The 14,903-nt window shown below is 66.1% G+C and carries 18 protein-coding genes; 12 read left to right on the plus strand and 6 right to left on the minus strand.

From position 1 onward, the window contains the following. Positions 1-98 precede the first annotated feature (98 nt). The gene (locus AC1RMY_RS25215; protein ID WP_492869297.1) at positions 99-905 is read left to right on the plus strand and encodes a transporter substrate-binding domain-containing protein; all 807 of its coding nucleotides are present in this window, start codon (positions 99-101) and stop codon (positions 903-905) included. Between the two features lie 31 nt (positions 906-936). On the opposite strand, the gene AC1RMY_RS25220 is transcribed toward AC1RMY_RS25215, so the two are convergent. Continuing rightward, positions 937-1,689, minus strand: coding sequence for a sulfite exporter TauE/SafE family protein (locus tag AC1RMY_RS25220; RefSeq protein WP_492869298.1), 753 nt, complete (start codon positions 1,687-1,689; stop codon positions 937-939). Between the two features lie 215 nt (positions 1,690-1,904). Between AC1RMY_RS25220 and AC1RMY_RS25225 the strand changes: the two genes are divergently transcribed. Then, a complete protein-coding gene (locus AC1RMY_RS25225; protein WP_492869300.1) occupies positions 1,905-2,555 on the plus strand; it encodes a L,D-transpeptidase in 651 nt (216 codons plus the stop codon). 53 nt (positions 2,556-2,608) lie between these two features. Here the strand turns inward: AC1RMY_RS25225 and AC1RMY_RS25230 are convergent, their stop codons facing one another. Then, the gene (locus tag AC1RMY_RS25230) at positions 2,609-3,499 is read right to left on the minus strand and encodes an aldose epimerase family protein (protein WP_492869301.1); all 891 of its coding nucleotides are present in this window, start codon (positions 3,497-3,499) and stop codon (positions 2,609-2,611) included. Positions 3,500-3,512: 13 nt separating this feature from the next. Next, entirely contained in the window at positions 3,513-4,280 is a 768-nt protein-coding gene (locus AC1RMY_RS25235; RefSeq protein ID WP_492869303.1) for an IclR family transcriptional regulator, read from the minus strand. Positions 4,281-4,362: 82 nt separating this feature from the next. Here AC1RMY_RS25235 and AC1RMY_RS25240 point away from each other — a divergent pair, with 82 nt between their 5' ends. From AC1RMY_RS25240 to AC1RMY_RS25275, 8 genes are all read left to right on the plus strand, one after another. Further along, the gene (locus AC1RMY_RS25240; RefSeq protein ID WP_492869304.1) at positions 4,363-5,220 is read left to right on the plus strand and encodes a CoA transferase subunit A; all 858 of its coding nucleotides are present in this window, start codon (positions 4,363-4,365) and stop codon (positions 5,218-5,220) included. After that, the gene (locus tag AC1RMY_RS25245; RefSeq protein WP_492869367.1) at positions 5,217-5,990 is read left to right on the plus strand and encodes a CoA-transferase subunit beta; all 774 of its coding nucleotides are present in this window, start codon (positions 5,217-5,219) and stop codon (positions 5,988-5,990) included. The genes AC1RMY_RS25240 and AC1RMY_RS25245 overlap by 4 nt, the downstream gene beginning before the upstream one ends. Continuing rightward, a complete protein-coding gene (gene pcaH / locus AC1RMY_RS25250; RefSeq protein ID WP_492869305.1) occupies positions 5,987-6,697 on the plus strand; it encodes a protocatechuate 3,4-dioxygenase subunit beta in 711 nt (236 codons plus the stop codon). Before AC1RMY_RS25245 ends, pcaH begins: the two co-directional genes overlap by 4 nt. Next, positions 6,687-7,268, plus strand: a complete 582-nt coding sequence (pcaG, locus tag AC1RMY_RS25255) for a protocatechuate 3,4-dioxygenase subunit alpha (RefSeq protein ID WP_492869306.1) — start codon at positions 6,687-6,689, stop codon at positions 7,266-7,268. The genes pcaH and pcaG overlap by 11 nt, the downstream gene beginning before the upstream one ends. Before the next feature lie 111 nt (positions 7,269-7,379). After that, on the plus strand, positions 7,380-8,276 hold the full coding sequence (locus tag AC1RMY_RS25260; protein ID WP_492869307.1) for a 2-dehydro-3-deoxygalactonokinase: 897 nt from the start codon (positions 7,380-7,382) through the stop codon (positions 8,274-8,276). Further along, positions 8,273-9,181: a ribokinase gene (locus AC1RMY_RS25265; protein WP_492869308.1), complete on the plus strand. Its 909-nt coding sequence runs from the start codon at positions 8,273-8,275 to the stop codon at positions 9,179-9,181. The genes AC1RMY_RS25260 and AC1RMY_RS25265 overlap by 4 nt, the downstream gene beginning before the upstream one ends. 170 nt (positions 9,182-9,351) lie before the next feature. After that, positions 9,352-9,918, plus strand: coding sequence for a retropepsin-like aspartic protease family protein (locus AC1RMY_RS25270; RefSeq protein WP_492869310.1), 567 nt, complete (start codon positions 9,352-9,354; stop codon positions 9,916-9,918). An 83-nt stretch (positions 9,919-10,001) separates the two neighbouring features. After that, positions 10,002-11,501: a phosphomannomutase/phosphoglucomutase gene (locus tag AC1RMY_RS25275; protein WP_492869312.1), complete on the plus strand. Its 1,500-nt coding sequence runs from the start codon at positions 10,002-10,004 to the stop codon at positions 11,499-11,501. 61 nt (positions 11,502-11,562) lie between these two features. Here AC1RMY_RS25275 and AC1RMY_RS25280 read toward each other — a convergent pair whose 3' ends face one another. From AC1RMY_RS25280 to AC1RMY_RS25290, 3 genes are all read right to left on the minus strand, one after another. Continuing rightward, positions 11,563-12,189, minus strand: coding sequence for a TadE/TadG family type IV pilus assembly protein (locus tag AC1RMY_RS25280; RefSeq protein ID WP_492869314.1), 627 nt, complete (start codon positions 12,187-12,189; stop codon positions 11,563-11,565). Between the two features lie 5 nt (positions 12,190-12,194). Further along, entirely contained in the window at positions 12,195-12,779 is a 585-nt protein-coding gene (locus AC1RMY_RS25285; RefSeq protein ID WP_492869316.1) for a TadE/TadG family type IV pilus assembly protein, read from the minus strand. A 238-nt stretch (positions 12,780-13,017) separates the two neighbouring features. Then, positions 13,018-13,542, minus strand: a complete 525-nt coding sequence (locus tag AC1RMY_RS25290; RefSeq protein ID WP_492869317.1) for a pilus assembly protein N-terminal domain-containing protein — start codon at positions 13,540-13,542, stop codon at positions 13,018-13,020. A 414-nt stretch (positions 13,543-13,956) separates the two neighbouring features. Here AC1RMY_RS25290 and AC1RMY_RS25295 point away from each other — a divergent pair, with 414 nt between their 5' ends. Further along, positions 13,957-14,121, plus strand: coding sequence for a Flp family type IVb pilin (locus AC1RMY_RS25295; protein ID WP_492869319.1), 165 nt, complete (start codon positions 13,957-13,959; stop codon positions 14,119-14,121). Positions 14,122-14,302: 181 nt separating this feature from the next. Further along, a complete protein-coding gene (locus AC1RMY_RS25300; RefSeq protein ID WP_492869321.1) occupies positions 14,303-14,815 on the plus strand; it encodes an A24 family peptidase in 513 nt (170 codons plus the stop codon). Positions 14,816-14,903: the final 88 nt, after the last annotated feature.

Raw genomic sequence — 14,903 nt, forward strand, 5'->3', positions numbered from 1 at the left:
ACATTGCTGGCGAAAGCGGAATGCGCGGCCCGGATCGTTGCCGGCAGGCCCATTCCTTGCTTTGCTGCCGGCACGTCTTCCTGAAGCCCGAGGCCGCCATGTCGATCTTCTCCCGTCTCTGCGCCACCAAGTCCCTTTTGCTGCGCGCCAGCGCGACTGTGCTCTTCGCGGGTCTCTCCCATGCCGTCCTGGCGCAGGCGTCGCAGAGCGCGCTCGACGCGATCCCGAGCCGCGGCGCCCTGCAGGTCTGCACGACCGGCGACTACAAGCCGTTCACGCTGGCGAAGGATGGCAGCTATGAAGGCATCGACATCGAATTGGCGAAGTCGCTCGCCAAGGCGCTCGGCGTCGAGGCGAAATTCGTTCAGACCAAATGGTCCGACCTGCTGACCGATATGGGCTCCGGCAAATGCGACGTCGCGATGGGAGGCATCTCCGTGACCCTCGATCGGCAGAAGAAGGTGTTCTTCTCCGCGCCCTATCTGGTCAACGGAAAGGCTCCGATCGTGCGCTGCGCCGACAAGGCGAAGTTCCAGACCGTCGCCGACATCGACAAGCCGGAGACCCGCGTCGTGGTCAATCCCGGCGGCACCAATGAGCGCTTCGTGCGGGCCAACTTCAAGAAGGCCGATATCCGCGTCTATCCCGACAACGTCACGATCTTCGACGAGATTCTGGCCGGTCGCGCCGATCTGATGATCTCGGAATCGATCGAGACCAAGGTGCAGGAGAAGGCGAGGCCCGGCCTTTGCGCGGTCAATCCCGACGAGCCGCTGCAATATGGCGAGATGGGCTACATGCTTCCGCGCGGCGACGCGACCTTCAAGGCCTTCGTCGACCAGTGGCTTCACCTTGCCAAGGCGAGCGGCGAATTCGCGACGATCTACGGCCAGTTCGTGAAGTGAGGCCGCTCTTGGCTGAGCGTTGCCGGCGGGCTCAGTAGCCCGCGGCACGTCGGAGCAGATCGATCCCGACGATCGTCAGGATCGTTTTGATCGCCACCAGGAACCAACGCTCGGGCAGGCGCTCCAGCAACCTTGTCCCGAGCATCGTCCCGGCGAAGCCCGAGACGATCATCGCCGCGATCAGCGGCAGCCAGTCGGCGAAGGCGAAGCCGAGCGCGCCGAAGGCGAAGACCTTGAGCAGGTGCTGGACCATGGTGCAGGCCGCGTGCGTCGCGATGAGCTGGCGCTTATCGAGGCCGAGCGGCAACAGCAGCGCCTGAACGAAGGGGCCGGTGGCGCCGACGAACATGGTGATGATGGTCGAAAGACCGCCGCCGATGACGAGGCCGCTCGAGGCGAGGCCGGGAATGCGGGGCTTCGGCAGCCAGGCCATGACGAGGATGAAGGCGCCGAGCAGACCGAGCAGCATGCGCTCGGGCAATTCAATCACGAGGAAGGCGCCGATCAGGACGCCGACGACCGAGCCGGCCGTGAAGCGCGCGACCAGCGGCCAGACGGCATGGGCCCGCTGCACGAAGGTGCGCCCCACATTGGAGCCGACCTGCACCAGCCCATGCACGGCGATGATGACCGAGGGCGGCACGGTGCCGGCCAGCGCCCCCAGCATCGCCACCCCGCCGCCGATGCCGAAGGCGGCGGTAAAGGCCGAGGTCAGGAAGCTGACGGCGATCAGCAGCAGGGCGATGGCTGGCGCGACGCCGGCCGGCAGGAGCGTATCGAGCATGTGTCCGGGGAGCCGTGCTGGCGAAGAGAGGCTGTTTCCTGCTGCTACACCCGGCGCGGCCGTCGGCAAAGACCGGTCGCCGCATGCCCGGAAACCACATTTCGCCTTGGCGCTTTACAAGCGCCCGCCGCGGGCGTTTCCTGAAAGGAACGGCGGCGGCCGCGGGCCTGACAACGCCACATCGTTCAACAGTTGCGTCTTTGCGGAGTGGTGTGATGCGTCGCGTGCTCGGCCTGCTGGCCGCCCTTGTCCTGTCGCTTGTCGGTGCGGCTTCAGCCCAGGCCGGCGTCGACGTCCGCGTCAACATCGCCACCCAGCGCATCCAGGTCACGACGACCGATGGCGAGGCCTATAATTGGGCGATCTCCTCCGGCCGCCAGGGTTACCGCACCCCCAATGGCGTCTATCGCCCGACGCGGCTGGAGAAGAGCTGGTACTCGCGCAAATATGGCGGCGCGATGCCCAATGCCGTGTTCTTCCGCGGCGGCTACGCCATCCACGGCACGACCGCGGTCGGCGCCCTTGGTCGGCCCGCATCGCATGGCTGCATCCGCCTGCATCCGAGCAATGCCGCCAAGCTCTTCGCGCTGGTCAAGAAGCACGGCGCCGGCCAGACCCGGATCGCGCTGAATGGGGCCGTGTCCGACAATCTCTCGCAATTCGCCAAATCGTCGAGTGGCGCCAAGGCCAAGATCGCGAAGGCCAAGGCCAAGCAGGACACGATGGTCGCCCAGCAGCGCAGGGCCCCGAACTGGGATGCGGCGCGCGAGCAGATCCTGCTGCGCCCGGCCCTGCCGGCCGGAGCCTATGGCTACCAGCCCTATAATCTGCAGCGCTATTACGAGCCTGGCCCGCGCTGGCGCTGAGGCCGGGTGCCGTCCTGCTCCGGCGTGGCCCGAGCATCGCCTGCAAGTTCTCGCTAGATCGCCTCTGGCGCGATTCTCAGCCAGCCTGACAGCGTCTCGCCCAGTTCGAGCCGCGTCAGCGGCGCGGCCTCTCGCGCGGCCTTTTCGCTCGGCGATCCTATGGCATGGCTTTGCGGTTCGACGCAGAGGAAATCCGCTCCGGCCGGCGCCCAGACAACTGGACAGCGCAGCGTCTCGCTGGCGCTCAGCGTGATCGCGAGGCTGGCCGAGGGCGTCTCGATCCGCGCCGTGCCGTCCCAGCCGAGGAAGCTCCAGGCCGTCTCGCTGCCGGTGGCGAAGACCGGCTTGTCGGCATAAGGCCCGCCTCCGGCAAGCCTTTCGGACCCCGTCGCGCGGTAGGCGTCGCCAAGAACGAGCGCGCCGCTGGCGGTCATACCGAGCCGCGTATCGGCTGCGCAGGGAAACCAGGGATGATGGCCGAAGCCATAAGGCAGGGCCCGGTCCGCCTCATTGGTGATCGCGAGTGCGACGGTCATGCCGGCCTCGTCGAGGCGGATCTCCTGTCTGACCCGGTAGCGATAGGGGTCCGGACCTGCGGTGCGGCGATGTTCCAGCGCCACATGACCCTCGGTCTGACCGAGTATGTCCCAGGCTGACTGCCAGCCGAAGCCGTGGATGTTGCCGCCCCCGTTCGGATTGTTGTTCGGGACGAGGAAGCGCGCCACGCCGTCATCGACGATGCCGTCGAAGGCGCGGTTGGCGAAGGGCGCCATCGCCCAGCTTCCCATCTTGTTCGGCGCGGCGGTCGAGGGCACGGCGCCATCGGGGGAATGCAGCAGCTTGTGCAGGCGCCCATCCGGCCCGCGCCACTCCAGCGCGGCAACGACGCCGCCGGCTTCCGGATGGATGCGTGCGCGCAGGTTTCCCGCCTGGAGTTCGAGCATATGGCCTTGTCCTTCAGGTGATCAGCGGGCGCAGCATCGTCTGCAGCGCGCGCAGGCGCGGCAGGAACTGCTCGACCATCTCCTGGGCCGAGCTGCGCTGGACCTGGCCGGAGATGTTGAAGGCGGCGATGACCTCGCCGCGCGCATTGAACAGCGGCACGGCCAGCGAGATCAGGCCGAGTTCGAGTTCCTGGTCGACGATGGAGTGGCCTTGCTCGCGAACCTTTGCAAGAATTTCGGCCAGCTGAGCCGGATCGGTGACCGTATATGGCGTCAGGGCCCTCGGCTTGCCGGCGAGGATTCGCGCCTGAGCATCCGCGGGATCGCGCCAGGCCAGCAGCACGCGGCCCATCGAGGTGCAGAAGGCCGGCAGGCGGGTGCCGACGGAGAGGCCGACCGACATGATCCGCCTCTGTGCCGAACGCGCGATGTAGACGATCTCATGCCCATCGAGCAGCGAGGCCGAGGAGGATTCGTGGGTTTCCTCGGAAAGCCGTTCGAGGAAGGGCTGCACCAGTTGCGGCAGGGCGGTAGAGGCGAGCCAGGCATGGCCCAGCCGCAGCACGCGCGGCGTCAGGCGGAAGAACTTGCCGTCGAACTCGGCATAGCCGATCCGGGTGAGCGTCAGCAGACAGCGACGGGCTGCGGCGCGAGAGAGGTCCGTCGCGCGGGCGACGTCGGCGATGGTGAGCCTGTCATGAGCTGCGTCGAAGCATTCGATCACCGCCAGCCCCTTCTCGAGGGCCGCCATGTGGTCGCGGTCGGGCGCTTCGCCTGCCATCCTTGACCGCCTGCTCCCCGCGGCATAAAGTTCGATTATCAGAACATTGTGCGATAAACGCACATATTGAGGAGATGTCAAGGTGGCGGAATTCGTCTCCCTGGCCCAGGGGATCGAGGCGGTGGTGAGCGATGGCTGCTCCGTCGCCATGGAGGGCTTCACCCATCTGATCCCGCATGCGGCGGGACATGAAACGATCAGGCAGGGCAAGCGTCGCCTGACGCTGATCCGGATGACGCCCGACCTGATCTACGATCAGCTGATCGGCACCGGCTGCGCTGAAAAGCTGATCTTTTCCTGGGGCGGCAATCCCGGCGTCGGCTCGCTGCACCGCTTCCGCGACGCGGTCGAGAATGGCTGGCCGCACCGGCTCGAGATCGAGGAGCACAGCCACGCCGCCATGGCCAATGCCTATGAGGCCGGCGCGGCTAACCTGCCTTTTGCTGTGTTCCGGGGCTACAAGGGCGTCGATCTGCCGAGCGTCAATCCGCAGATCCGCTCCGTCACCTGCCCCTATACCGGCGAGGTCCTGGCGACGGTGCCGGCGATCCGGCCGGATGCCGCCATCATCCACGCCTTGAAGGCCGATCGCGAGGGCAATGTCCTGCTCGAGGGCATCGTCGGCGTGCAGAAGGAGGCGGTGCTGGCCGCGAAGCGCTCACTCGTCACGGTCGAGGAGATCGTCGACGACTTCGGCCCGCGTAACGCCAATGCCGTCATCCTGCCGTCCTGGGCCGTCACCGCGATCGCCCATGTCCCCGGCGGCGCCTATCCGTCCTATGCGCATGGGTACTACAAGCGCGCCAACGATTTCTATATCGCCTGGGACAAGATCGCCCGCGAGCGCGATACGTTCTTGTCCTGGATCAAGGAAAACGTGCTCGACAAGGGGCCTGATGCCTTCGCGCGCTACGCGCTGTCGCAGAGGGAGGCAGCCTGATGACCGCGACCCCGACCGAAATGATGACGATCGCGGCGGCGCGCCTGCTGACCAATACCGATGTCTGCTTCGTCGGCATCGGCGCGCCCTCGGCCGCGTGCAACCTGGCGCGGCTGACCCACGCCCCCAGGATCACGCTGATCTACGAGTCCGGCACGCTTTCGACGCGTCCGAGCGTGCTGCCGCTTTCGATTGGCGATGGTGAGCTTTGCGATACTGCGCTGACCACGGTCGCGGTGCCCGAGATGTTCCGCTACTGGCTGCAGGGCGGGCGCATCACCATCGGCTTCCTCGGCGGTGCCCAGATCGACCGCTTCGCCAATCTCAACACCACGGTCGTCGGGCCCTACGATCAGCCGAAGGTTCGCTTGCCCGGCGGCGGCGGCGCTCCCGAGATCGCCAGCAATTGCGGCCAGATCTTCATCACCATGGCGATGGGCACGCGCGCCTTCGTCGAGAAGTTGCCTTTCGTCACCTCTTTCGGCCATGGCGCCGGCAAGGGCGACCGGGCCGCGCTCGGCCTGAAGACGAAGGGGCCGACCAAGGTCATGACCGATCTGTGCGTGATGGAGCCGGATCCGGAGACAGCCGAACTCACGGTCGTCTCGCTGCACCCCGGCGTCACGCCCGAGCAGGTCCAGGCAGGATGCGCCTGGCCGCTGCGCTTCGCGGCCGATCTGGCCGAGACGCCTGCGGCCACCGCTGAGGAGCTTTCCATCCTGCGCGATCTCCACGCCCGCACCAGGCAAGCCCACGGAGTGGCCGCATGAGCCTGATCTATTCCCGCGACAGCCTGAAGTCGCATCCGCTGAATGCGTCGCCCGATTATGGCTCCACGATCAAGCGGGCCCCCGCGAAGCCGCTGATCCTGCTGCCGCATACGCTGTCGGAGACGACCGGCCCGGTCTTCGGCCATGCCGCGGTGACGGCCGGTGATTCCGACCTGACGCGCCAGCATCCGGGCGAGCCTCTTGGCGAGCGCATCATCGTCACGGGCCGCGTCCTGGACGAGGACGGACGGCCGGTGCCGCATACGCTGATCGAGATCTGGCAGGCCAATGCCGGCGGCCGTTATGTCCATGTCCGCGACCAGCATCCCGCCCCGCTCGATCCGAACTTCACCGGGGCGGGCCGGGCGATGACCGATGCCGAAGGCCGCTATCGCTTCGTCACGATCAAGCCCGGCGCCTATCCCTGGCGCAACCACCACAATGCCTGGCGGCCGGCCCATATCCATTTCTCGCTGTTCGGGCCGAGCTTCCTGTCGCGTGTGATCACGCAGATGTATTTCCCGGGCGATCCGCTGTTCAGATACGATCCGATCTTCCAGTCGATCACCGACGCGCATGTGCGCGAGCGCCTGATCTCGCGCTTTGACCTGGCGACGACCGAACCCGAATGGGCGCTGGGCTATCAGTTCGACATCGTTCTGCGCGGCCGCAACGCGACGCCGGTGGAGGAGCCTCATGACCACTGAGCCGCAAGCGCCTCTCGGCATCACACCCTCGCAGACCATCGGCCCCTTCTTCGCCTATGCGCTGACACCTCGCGCCTATGGCGGCACCGGACTCGCGACCGAGCAGGTCGCCACCGATGGCGTGGCGGGAGAGCGCATCCGCATCGAGGGCATCGTCTATGACGGCGACGGCGTGGTCGTCGGCGACGCCATGCTAGAGATCTGGCAGGCCGATGCGCAGGGCCGTTTCAACGCCTCGGGCAATGCCGGCTTCACCGGCTTCGGCCGCGCCGAGACCACGGCCGAGGGCGGCTTTCATTTCGATACGATACGCCCGGGGGCGCTGCCGGGGCCGGATGGCCGCACGCAGGCGCCGCATCTCTCGGTTTCGGTCTTCGCGCGCGGGCTGCTGGTCAGGCTCGCCACGCGGATCTATTTCGAAGGCGAGCCGGGCAATGCGGACGACCCCGTGCTGGCGCTCGTTCCCGCCGATCGGCGCGACACGCTGATCGCGAAGCGGGCGGGGCAGGGCATCTTCCGCTTCGACATTCGCCTGCAGGGCGAAGGCGAGACGGTCTTCTTCGAGGCGTGAGCAACGAAATCCGCGATGCCCGGGCTTGACCCGGGCATCGCCCGCAGATGAGTCTCGCGGCCCGCTTCGCTCCGCCCGGGAATGACGAAGCATCTCGCCGGAGCTTCGCCCATGCCCAAACTCCTGATCGCGCTGGACTGGGGCACGACACGCGCCCGTGCTTTCCTGATTTCCGGGGCGGGCGAGGTGCTGGAGCGCCGCAGCGCCGATCAGGGCATCCAGTCGGTCCCGCCCGGCGGCTTTCCGGCCGCTTTCGAGGCGATTGCCGGCGATCTGCGCAAGTCCGCGCCCGAGGCGGACATCGTGCTCGCCGGGATGGTCGGCAGCCGCAATGGCTGGATCGAGGCGCATTATGTCGCCTGCCCGGCCTCGCCCGACGAGATCGCCGCTGCCGGCATGAAGGTCACGCTCGCCGATGGTTCGCCCGCGACCATCCTGCCCGGCCTCTCCTGCGACGAGGGCGCTTTCGACGTCATGCGCGGCGAGGAGACGCTGATCGTGGGCTTGGGTCTCGACGACGGCATCGCCTGCCTGCCCGGCACCCATTCGAAATGGGCCTTGATCAAGGGCGGCCGGATCACCCGCTTTGCCAGCTTCATGACCGGCGAGATCTACGGCTTGCTGCGGCAGCACTCGATTCTCTCTCGGCTCGCGGAGGAGCCCACCGCCGAGGACGCTGCTCGCGGTGCCGCCGAGGGCCTTGCCGCCTCCGCCCGCCCCGGCGGGCTGCTCAACACGGTCTTCGCATCCCGGTCGGAGGTGCTGGCGGGGCGGATGCCAGGTGGTGCCGTCGGACCCTATCTCTCCGCCTTGCTGGTCGGGCACGAGATCGCCGGCGCGCAGGCGCTTCTTGGGTGGAGCGGCGTCGTTCATCTCGTCGCCGACGGCGTTCTCGCCGAAAGCTATGGCGCGGCGCTGGCGTCCCTCGGCATCGAGGTCAGGATGACGACGCCGGAGGCCGCCTTCGTCGCCGGCGTTCGCCGTCTTTCGGAGCGCGTTTCGGCATGATCGTCGTCTTCGGCTCGCTCAATGTCGATCTGGTAACGCCGGTCGAACGCCTGCCCGGAGCAGGCGAGACCGTGATCGGTCCAGGCTATGCGCTTCACGCCGGCGGCAAAGGGGCGAATCAGGCGCTTGCAGCCTGCCGCGCGGGAGCCGAGGTCGTGCTCGTCGGCGCGGTCGGCCGCGATGCCTTTGCGGACATCGCTTTGTCGCTGCTCGTCACGGATGGCGTGGACCTTTCCCATGTCGCGCGGGCCGAGGCGCCGACGGGTGCGGCCTTCATCGCCGTCGATGCTGCCGGCTCGAACCAGATCGTCGTCGCAGCGGGCGCCAACGCCCTGGCACGGGCGGATGCGTTGGCCGGCATGGCGCTCGGCGAGGGCGACATCCTGCTGCTGCAGCGCGAGGTGCCGGAACCCGAATGCCGGATGGCGTCGCGTTTGATGAAGCAGGCCGGCGGTCGCGTCGTGCTCAACCTTGCCCCGGCCGGGCCACCCGACGAGGAACTGCTCGCTTGCATCGATATACTCGTCGTGAACGAGCACGAAGCTCTGGTGCTGGCGGAGTCGCTCGGCTGGCCGGAGCGTGAGCCCGACGACATCGCCCGGCGCTGCGATGCCGAGCGCGGCATCGCCTGCATCGTCACGCTGGGGGCCGAAGGCGTTGTCGGCTGGCATGGCGGGGTCCGTCGCCGGCTCGCTGCGCCCGCCGTGACCGTCGTCGACACGGTCGCGGCCGGGGACAGTTTCACGGGAGCCTTCGCCGCCGCGCTGTCGGCCGGCTTCGGCTTCTCCGGCGCGCTCCAGCGCGGTCTGGCGGCGGGCTCGCTCGCCTGTACGGTCGCTGGCGCACAGCCCAGCGTGCCGCGGCGCGAGGCGATCGAGGCTTTGGTCGGGCAATCCTTCATCTAGGGCCTCTCGCGATCCCCGGCCGTCGAATGCGGCAAGCCGATGTTAAGCCTGTTCTCTTGCAGCCGCCGGCAGCGCCCGGATACCGGCCAATCCAAGGATCGCTCTTCACGCTTCCGCAGGGACTGGAGCGGCATCCTTGCCGCAAGGTCAGTGAGGGAGACATGCTGGCGATGGCCCAAAGGCCGATCATCTGGGCGCTCGGTATCGCGGCGATCGCATCGTTGGGCGGGGTCGGCTACGGCTCGAAGCTCGCCGGGTTCGTCGGTATGGATGAGGCGCCGAGTGCAGCGTCCGTCACTGCTACGGGTCGACCCACCCCGGCCCGCGCCGCCGAGGCGCAGCCTGCCGAAGTGCGGCCGAGCGAGCCTCCGACGCTCACCATCGCCGCCGACTACCGCGGCCATTACGTCGTTCATCCCTCGATCGACAATTTCCGGATCCAAATGCTGGTCGATACCGGGGCGAGCCTTGTCGCGTTGACGGCGAAGGATGCTCGGGCGCTCGGCATCCAGCTTTCCTCGGCGGACTACAAGATGGCGCTCAGCACGGCCAACGGCACGGTCAGGGGCGCGCGCGTCAATTTGCGCGAGGTCCGGCTCGGCTCGATTCTCGTCCGCAATGTCGAGGCCGTCGTCCTGCCTGAAGGTGCACTCTCCATGAGCCTGCTCGGCACCTCCTTCCTCGGCAAGCTCAAGGGCTACGAAGTCCAGACCGGCCGCATGGTCCTTCGCGGCTGAACACGCCGCTGGGGATGCCTCTTTTGTCTTCGCTGCGCGATCGCTATGCGGAGTCGCGCTGTTCTTCCGCCATGGATGACCCGATGTTCCCCAAGCCGCTGCCAGAGCTATTTCCCAACACCTTCGCCTACGAGTCCCTGCCGATGGTGAAGCCGACCGGCTTCCGGGAATATGATGCGCGCTGGTTCTTCGGCCAGGAGCTCAACCTGATGGGCGTCCAGGCGGTCGGCATGGGACTCGGCACGCTGATCCGGCGCATGGGCATCAAGCCCGAGATCGTCACCGGGCATGATTTCCGCGGCTATTCCTCCTCCATCAAGATGGCGCTGGTCACCGGCCTGATGGCGGCGGGCTGCAAGGTCCACGATATCGGGCTGGCGATGTCGCCGATGGCCTATTTCGCCCAGTTCGAGCTCGACGTGCCCTGCGTCGCGATGGTCACCGCCTCCCACAACGACAATGGCTGGACCGGGATCAAGATGGGCGCGCAGCGGCCCGTCACCTTCGGCCCGGAGGAGATGAGCGCGCTCAAGGAGATCGTGCTCGCCGGCGAATTCGATCTCGTCGGCGGCGGCTCCTATATCTTCGTGCCCGATTTCCCGGCGGTCTATATCAAGGACCTGACCGACCGGCCGAAGATCACGCGCAAGCTCAAGGTTATCGCCGCCTGCGGCAACGGCACGGCGGGGGCCTTCGCGCCGCAGATCCTGGAGGCGCTCGGCTGCGAGGTCATCCCCATGGATGCCGAGCTCGACCACACCTTCCCGCGCTACAACCCGAACCCCGAAGACATGAAGATGCTTCACGCCATGGCCGACGCCGTGAAGGAGCACGGCGCCGATGTCGCGCTCGGCTTCGACGGCGATGGCGACCGTTGCGGCGTCGTCGACAACCATGGCGAGGAGATCTTCGCCGACAAGATCGGGGTCATGCTGGCCCGCGATCTCGGCAAGCTGCATCCGGGCGCGCAGTTCGTCGTGGACGTGAAATCGACGGGCCTTTTCGACACGGACCCGGAACTGCAGGCTCTCGGCGTCAAGACCGACTACTGGAAGACCGGTCACTCCTATATCAAGCGGCGCGTGCGCGATCTGAACGCGCTCGCCGGCTTCGAGAAGTCCGGCCATTTCTTCTTCAACGCGCCGGTCGGCCGCGGCTATGACGACGGCGTCGTGACCGCGATCGCCGTCATCGACATGCTCGATCGCAACCCCGGCAAGTCGATGGCCGAACTCTATGCCGCCGTGCCGAAGACCTGGGGCACGCCGACCATGGCGGCGAAATGCGCCGACGAGATCAAGTATCAGGTCAGCGAGCGTTTCACCGGAGCGATCGAGGCGCTCCAGGCCAGCGGAGGCCTGATCGCCGGTCAGCCCATCCGTGACGTCATCACGGTCAATGGCGTACGCGTCGTCAATGCCGACGGCACCTGGGGTCTGGTCAGGGCCTCCTCCAACAAGCCGGAACTCGTCGTGGTCTGTGAGAGCCCGGTTTCGGAGGCGCGGATGCGTGAGATGTTCGCCGCCATCGACGGTTTGCTGCGCCGAAACCCCGAAGTCGGCGCCTACAATCAGACCATCTGACAGGGCAAATCCTGCTGAACCGGCAGAGCTTGTTGAAACGTCCGAGCGGGCCCGGGCGTTCTCAACTGAAGCCCGGGCACATCGATACGCTGGAACGCTCGACCTGCTCGATGCTGGCGGATCCGCCGGCCTTGCCGAGGCGCGGGCGCATATAGATCGGATCGCCGCCGATCGTGATCGCGCCGCCCTTGATGATCCAGCCGACGACGGGCGTGAAGTCGTAGCTCGCCTGCGCCATCATGATCGAGCTGTTGGGAATGCGTACATCCGCCGGCAGCGAAACGGTCGTTCCGCGGGCGAGCTTGGTCGAATTGCGCTGCTCGCTCCAGCAGACCTTGGCGACGCCGGCGCTGTCGATGACGATATGATGGACCGACATCTTCGGCGCCACTTGCGTGTACGGCATCATCACGGTCTGCGCGGCGTCGAAGATGTTGCTCATCTCGGTGTTGGAAATCGTGCTTGCCTGGGCCGTCAGGTCTGCCAGCGCTCGCGTCAGCTGCGTAACCTTGCGGTCGATCATGACGCCCTGGCCGGTCTCGACGATGCCGAAATAGATCGCCAGCATCGCCGGCAGGATCATCGCGAACTCGACGGCCGCGACGCCGCGCGTGTTACTGCACAGTCGCCGGACCAGGCGGCGCAGGACCGCCCGGTTGCGGCTCGGTGAGAAGGCACGCGTCATCATGAACCTCATGTCGCGGGCGCGTTGAACGGCTCGGCTCGGAACGCCATCGTGGCGACGATCCCGCGCCGGCCGGAGCCGATATTGACGAGGCTGGCGCTCCAGGCGGTAAAATAAAGCGGATATTCGAGTACGGCGCGTACCACGACGATTTGCTGCGGCTGAGGGGCATTGTAGCCGAACCCGGTCGTGTTCAGGCCCCCGGCCGTGATCGGATTGCTACCATCGACGCCGGCTTTGGCGCCGGCGAAGGAAGAATATGTCCGAACGTCGATGACGAGCTTCGAGCAATCGACGAGCGCCGGCGAGTTGGCGCAGACGTCATTGCGGAACGCGACGGTATTGGCTGCGCTGCTCCCGGTGTACCGCGTCAGCGCTTCGCCGGTCAGCAGTCGGCGCGACGTCTGCGAAACCGCCTCTTCGAGAACCTGGCTGGTCCAGAACAGCATCGCCGTCTCGAGGATGGCGGCGAGCAGCATGAAGAATGGGATCGAGATGAAGGCGAATTCGACGGCCGTCGCGCCTTCCTGCGCGCGTCTGAATCGCGACAGCAGCCGAAGCCGCGCGGGGAGTGCGCGGGGCGTGCTGGCCACCGTCCCGTCTGCAACATCCATCGGAGAGGGATCAGTCATGCAGTCTGGGGTCCGGTTGTCGCTTCGCAGGTCCATGCCGCTGGGCGTCGAGCCGGCTCTCACCTTGGCTGTCGTCGGGCACGGCATCGGTCCCGATGACGGCTTGAGTCATAGTGCCAAACAATTTCCGATCCGTTAGGGGCTCACCGGATCCGGTCGAGGGGCCGTTAGGCGATGATTTACCTTGCAAGGCTGCGCTTCAGCGCTTCGTGGCGCCCAATGCGTTGGCGCTGCGGGTCGTGGCCTGGGAGCCGACCTCGCCGAAATACTTCTGGGCGTCGCCGAGTTGCGCGGAGGGTTGGCAGACCGGGGTGCAGGAATAGCTTTCCCGTTCGAGTCCGCGCTGCACTGTCAGGACGGAGTCGGAATCCGCGCCCACGCGTACGAGAGATTCCGCGAGCAGCGCGCCGCCCGCGTCGAGCGCGATCAGGTTGGTGACGCCGAAGCTCTTGCCGGTCACCACCATGACGCCGTTCTTCTGGACGGCCACATCCGCGATGGCTGGGTTGCCGACAATCACGGTCTGCGCCTTTTCCGGCAGCCGGACGACCTTGGCATGGTCGACCATGACGATGACGCTGTCGATCTTGGTCGCCTGCGGCGCGGCACCGGCCGGCATCGGGCTCGCGGCCAGGATCAGTGCGCATGCCACCGCGGCAAGCGCCGCTTCCGTCCAGGACGAGCGTGGGCCGGCGAGCCGTGCCGCGGCCGAGAGAGTGGACATGGCGATGCCTCAAGATTTCCGACATCGGCAGGAAAGCGCAAAATGATGAATCAAATCCTAATCTGATCGCGCCGATGGGTTTGAGCGTGGCTCGCAAGCGGTGACGCAGAGACAGGTTTCGATCGCAGGACGCTGGCCGGACGTCCAGTCGCTATGAAGTAACGGATCAATTGTGAGATTAGGTGCTAAAAATATTGAGATTTACTTTTACTGAAACTCGTGTTTTGTGATTTCTGCTTTAGATGATGATGTAAATTTGACGTTAACCATCGAATCGATGTCTGCGAGATCGAATGAATTCTTTGATCGCCTTAACTGATCGGCAAGGGGGGCGTTGTAACGTGCATTTGTCGCTGACCGAAGCCGCTTCAGAGCAAAGGCAGCCGTCAAACCGTGGTTCAAAAGGAGTTTCACATGACCAAGATGTTCGCTCGCTTCGCCAAGGATGAATCCGGCGCGACCGCCATCGAATACGGCCTGATCGCCGCCCTGATCGCCGTCGCTTGTATCACCATCTGGACGACCGTCGGCAACAGCCTCATCGCCCGGTTCACCGAGATCAACACTGCCCTCCAGTGAGATTTCGGTGCCAGACGCCGCAGGCGCGCCGCACCTTGCCAACGAAACGCCCCGGTTAGTCCGGGGCGTTTTGATTCCAGTGACGCGCTCTGCACACCGGAATCTTCCATTTGCGGTAAGGCTTTGGTGAGGCGCCTGCGCGAGGATCACCCATCACGCCGCAATCCCCAAGGGGCTGTCCATGTCGCTTCCGCTGATTGCCCTGCTCGTCGTCTTTCCGGCTGCCATGGCCTATGCGGCGGCAAGCGACCTCGTCTCGATGACGATCTCCAACCGGCTCTGCCTCGTCCTGCTCGCGACATTCGTGGTCTGCGCCGCGACCCTTGGCCTCGGCTGGGTTCAACTCGGCTGGCATCTCGCAGCGGGCGGTCTTGTGCTCGTGATCTGCTTCGGCATGTTCGCAGCAGGTTGGATCGGCGGCGGAGACGCCAAGTTGGCGGCTGTGACGGCTCTCTGGTTCGGCTTCGATCAGCTCATGCCCTATCTGACATTGGCCGCGCTCGGCGGCGGCGTTCTGACTTTCGTCCTGCTCAAGCTGCGCTCCGGGCCATTGCCTGCCGTGGCGACCGGCTGGTCCTGGGCGCGCCGCCTGCATTCGCCGAAGGAGGGTGTGCCATATGGCATTGCGCTCGCTTTCGCCGCCCTGCTCGTCCTGCCCGACAGCGCGCTCTGGCGCGCCGCAATGGGGCTCTGATCGCGGGACGACAAGGTCTCGGACCGCCTCGGACGCAAAAAAAAAGATACGTCCGATTAACCATAAGTTGACGATTCCGGCAGCACGA

The organism is Allobosea sp. GW822-FHT03F07, from assembly GCF_058801345.1.